The sequence below is a fragment of the Mycobacterium sp. NPDC003449 genome (assembly GCF_053588415.1).
Map to the genome: position 1 here is coordinate 1 of NZ_JBSFPX010000330.1, position 3,883 is coordinate 3,883.

The window sequence follows — 3,883 nt, forward strand, 5'->3', positions numbered from 1 at the left end:
TCTCCTTGCCGGTGCCCTTGTCCTTGGCGGTCACGTGCACGATGCCGTTGGCGTCGATGTCGAAGGTGACCTCGATCTGCGGGACGCCACGCGGGGCCGGCGGGATACCGGTCAGCTCGAACTGGCCGAGCAGCTTGTTGTGCGAAGCGATCTCGCGTTCACCCTGATAGACCTGAATCTGCACCGAGGGCTGGCTGTCATCGGCGGTGGTGAAGGTCTCCGACCGCTTGGTGGGGATGGTGGTGTTGCGCTCGATCAGCTTGGTCATCACGCCGCCCTTGGTCTCGATGCCGAGGGACAGCGGGGTGACGTCAAGCAGCAGAACGTCTTTGACCTCGCCCTTGAGCACACCGGCCTGCAACGCCGCACCGACGGCGACAACCTCATCGGGGTTGACGCCCTTGTTGGGCTCCTTGCCGCCGGTCATCTCCTTGACCAGCTCGGAGACCGCGGGCATCCGGGTGGATCCACCCACCAGCACGACGTGGTCGATCTCGGAGACCGAGATGCCGGCGTCCTTGATCACCGACTGGAACGGCTGCCGGGTCCGGTCCAGCAGATCCTGAGTGATCTTCTGGAACTCGGCGCGGGTCAACTGCTCGTCGAGGAACAGCGGGTTCTTGTCGGCGTCGACGGTGATGTAGGGCAGGTTGATCGAGGTGCTCTGCGAGCTCGAGAGTTCGATTTTCGCCTTCTCGGCCGCTTCACGCAGCCGCTGCATGGCCATCTTGTCCTTGGTCAGGTCGATGCCCGAGGTGCTCTTGAACTTGTCGACCAGCCATTCCACGATGCGGTCGTCCCAGTCGTCACCACCGAGGTGGTTGTCACCCGAGGTGGCGCGGACCTCGACGACGCCGTCGCCGATCTCCAGCAGCGAGACGTCGAAGGTGCCGCCGCCGAGGTCGAAGACCAGGATCGTCTGTTCCTTCTCGCCCTTGTCCAGGCCGTAGGCCAGCGCGGCCGCGGTCGGCTCGTTGACGATGCGCAGCACGTTGAGGCCCGCGATCTGGCCGGACTCCTTGGTGGCCTGACGCTGGGCGTCGTTGAAGTACGCGGGCACGGTGATGACCGCGTCGGTGATGTCCTCACCGAGGTAGGCCTCGGCGTCACGCTTGAGCTTCATCAGCACGCGGGCGCTGATCTCCTGCGCGGTGTAGTTCTTGTCGTCGATCTCCACGGACCAGTCACTGCCCATGTGCCGTTTGACCGAGCGGATGGTCCGGTCGACGTTGGTCACTGCCTGGTTCTTGGCGGGCTGGCCGACCAGCACCTCGCCATTGCGCGCAAATGCGACCACCGACGGGGTGGTCCGGGAGCCCTCGGAGTTGGCGACGACGACGGGGTCGCCACCTTCCAGAACCGCCACGACGGAGTTGGTGGTCCCGAGGTCGATACCGACCGCACGAGCCATAGTGTTGCCTCCTGTAGACATATAGGGGTCTGAGCGGACTACGCTCAAGCTTGCTCTGGTTGACTATAGATTGTCAACTTGAACTTGAGTCACACTCACTCAACTTGTTGTTGACGTGGTCAACGGGGGCTTCGGCGGATTTGTTCCCGGGATTCCGAGAAATCTCGAGTATGTACAGATAGGTCGGTAATATGTACCTATGCCGGTCCGGAGAACCACCATCGAACTCGACGAGGACCTCGTGAAAGCCGCCCAGCGTGTCACCGGCCAGACCGTGCGATCGACCGTCGAGGAAGGCCTTAGACGATTGGTCTCCGCCGCCGAATCCGAGCGCGAAGCCAGGCGTTCGCGAATGACCGCACACTTCAGCGATGCCCGGAACGCGGTCGATACCGATGCGCTCCAGACAGATGAGGCCTGGCGGTGACCCTGTGGGTGCTGGACAAGAGTGCCCATGTTCGGTTGTTGAACGGCGCGTCACCGCCACCGGAGGTCGACCTTGCCGACCTCGTGTTGTGTGAGATCGGCGAGTTGGAGTGGCTGTACTCGGCCCGGTCGGCAGCCGACTACGAGGCGCAGCAATCGTCTTTACGTGAGGTGTTCTCCGTACTGACGGCGCCATCGGACATCTTCAATCGCGTGCGGCGACTCCAACGAGACCTCGCACACCACCACGGCATGTGGCATCGCACCGCTATCCCCGACCTCTTCATTGCCGAGACCGCACTGTCGCACAATGCCGGTGTCCTCCACCATGATCGGGATTACACCCGGATCGCCGAGGTGCGCCCCGCGCTGGAACAGTGCCAAATCGACTAGAAATGCTCAGCATTCGACCACGTTGACGGCAACGGCATCGGTCGGGACAGGACGGACATCGGACCTCTCTCGGTGTCAGTGAGCGTGTAGCGGCGCGGCGAACGATTTCCGCAACGAGGCCGGCGCCACCAGCGGCAGCAGGGCGGCGAGCAGTTTGCGGCGGAGGCCCTCGGGGTTTCGGGTGAGTTCGATGTCGACCTTGCTCCCCTCGGCCGTCGGCGTCAATTGGAATACCCATCCGCCGCCGGGGCCGAACACCTTCGATTCGTGGGTGGTGATGGTGACGCGGCCGCGTTCGGTGTCCCAGTCGTAGCGGGCACGCTCCCACGCGGCGGCGGTTCCCTCGGTGACCTCGGCCCAGGTGTCGCCGATGGCGTGCACCTGGAAGTACGCATCGTCGATGGTCGGCCACTGGCTGGGCCGGGTCGCTCCGAAGTCGGTGAGCACCGCCATCAGCTCAACCGGGGGCAGGGTCGAGGTCATGGTCAGGCGGATGACGGGCATCGGGATGGTCCTTTCGAAATGGGGATCGGAGCTCAGATCGCGGCCCAGCCGCCGTCAACGGACAGCAGCGCGCCGTGAATGTTGGCCGCGGACGGTCCGCTCAGGAACACCACTGCCGCAGCAACTTCGGCGACAGTGCTCAACCGGCCCGACGGCAGCTGGGCCAGCACCGGAGCGATCGCCGCGGCGTACTCGTCGCTGCGGTCGGTCGCAATCGGGCCGGGTGCGACCGTGTTGACGCGCACACCACTCGGTCCGTACTCAGCCGCCCACGCTCTGGTCAGCTGATGAATGCTCGCTTTGGTGGCGCCGTACAACGCCGAGCCGCTGGCACCCACGACGCCGGAGATCGAGCCGATGTTGACGACGGCGCCTTCACCGCGCTGCGCCATCGCCGGGGCCAGCAGGCCGGTCAGCAGGAACGGCGTCACCACGCTGACGCCGAACGCCGCATTGATCTCCTCGGCGCTGACCTCGGCCGTCGGGGCGGGCTGGATCAGGGTGGCCACGTTGTTGACCAGGATGTCCAGTCGTCCGTCGACTGCCTCGAGGGCTTCCGACGCCAGATCGGTCGTCGCGTTCGGCCCGGCGGCGAAGTCCACCGGGATGAAAATTGCTTGGCCACCGTCAGATTCGATCTGCGCGACGACCTGCTCGCCGCGGCCCCGCGTCCGACCGGTGACGATCACATGGGCGCCGGCCGCGGCCAGCGCGGCGGCTATCCCGGAGCCGAGGCCGGAGGTGGAACCGGTCACCAGCGCGGCGCGCCCGGTCAACGTCTTGTCGGTCATTTTCGTGTTCCCTTCTGTCCCACAGTGTTCAGAGCGAGTGTTCTGTTCGGATCATGTCGGCGGCGCGCTCCCCGATGATCACGCACGGCGCCATGGTGTTTCCGGTGGTGACCCGGGGCATGATCGAGCCGTCGGCGATGCGGAGTCCGTCGATGCCGTACACCTTGAGCTGCGCATCGACCGCCGACATCGCGTCGCGGCCCATTTTGGCGGTGCATGTCTGATGCCAATAGCTCGATGCGGCATCGCGAACGAACCGCTCCAACTCCGCACCCCGCAGATTTCCCGGCATGACCTCGCGTTTCACGAAGGGCTTCAACAGTTCTGAGTTTCCGATCTCCCGAGCCAACTCGACGGC

General features: G+C 64.8%; 6 protein-coding genes. 2 read left to right on the forward strand and 4 right to left on the reverse strand.

Going from position 1 to position 3,883, the window contains the following annotated elements:
* A partial coding sequence (gene dnaK / locus ACWDTP_RS37785; protein WP_450028330.1) for a molecular chaperone DnaK occupies positions 1 to 1,411 on the reverse strand: 1,411 nt, incomplete at its 3' end.
* A gap of 199 nt (positions 1,412 to 1,610) precedes the next feature.
* On the opposite strand from dnaK, the gene ACWDTP_RS37790 reads away from it, so the two are divergent.
* Both ACWDTP_RS37790 and ACWDTP_RS37795 read left to right on the forward strand, forming a co-directional pair.
* Entirely contained in the window at positions 1,611 to 1,838 is a 228-nt protein-coding gene (locus ACWDTP_RS37790; protein WP_450028331.1) for a type II toxin-antitoxin system VapB family antitoxin, read from the forward strand.
* Positions 1,835 to 2,230: a PIN domain-containing protein gene (locus ACWDTP_RS37795; RefSeq protein WP_450028332.1), complete on the forward strand. Its 396-nt coding sequence runs from the start codon at positions 1,835 to 1,837 to the stop codon at positions 2,228 to 2,230. The genes ACWDTP_RS37790 and ACWDTP_RS37795 overlap by 4 nt, the downstream gene beginning before the upstream one ends.
* A gap of 75 nt (positions 2,231 to 2,305) precedes the next feature.
* Here ACWDTP_RS37795 and ACWDTP_RS37800 read toward each other — a convergent pair whose 3' ends face one another.
* The 3 genes from ACWDTP_RS37800 to ACWDTP_RS37810 form a co-directional block, all read right to left on the reverse strand.
* Positions 2,306 to 2,734 (reverse strand): hypothetical protein, encoded by a 429-nt coding sequence (locus ACWDTP_RS37800; RefSeq protein WP_450028333.1) that lies wholly within the window; start codon positions 2,732 to 2,734, stop codon positions 2,306 to 2,308.
* A gap of 32 nt (positions 2,735 to 2,766) precedes the next feature.
* Positions 2,767 to 3,525, reverse strand: coding sequence for an SDR family NAD(P)-dependent oxidoreductase (locus tag ACWDTP_RS37805; protein WP_450028334.1), 759 nt, complete (start codon positions 3,523 to 3,525; stop codon positions 2,767 to 2,769).
* 28 nt (positions 3,526 to 3,553) lie between these two features.
* Positions 3,554 to 3,883, reverse strand: a 330-nt coding sequence (locus ACWDTP_RS37810) for a GMC oxidoreductase (RefSeq protein WP_450028335.1), incomplete at its 5' end; no start/stop codon positions are given.

Excerpts from the sequence above, each read along its gene's own strand:
- ACWDTP_RS37790 (WP_450028331.1), top strand. The coding sequence starts at position 1,611 with ATGCCGGTCCGGAGAACCACCATCGAACTCGACGAGGACCTCGTGAAA.
- ACWDTP_RS37800 (WP_450028333.1), bottom strand. The coding sequence starts at position 2,734 with ATGCCCGTCATCCGCCTGACCATGACCTCGACCCTGCCCCCGGTTGAG.
- ACWDTP_RS37805 (WP_450028334.1), bottom strand. The coding sequence starts at position 3,525 with ATGACCGACAAGACGTTGACCGGGCGCGCCGCGCTGGTGACCGGTTCC.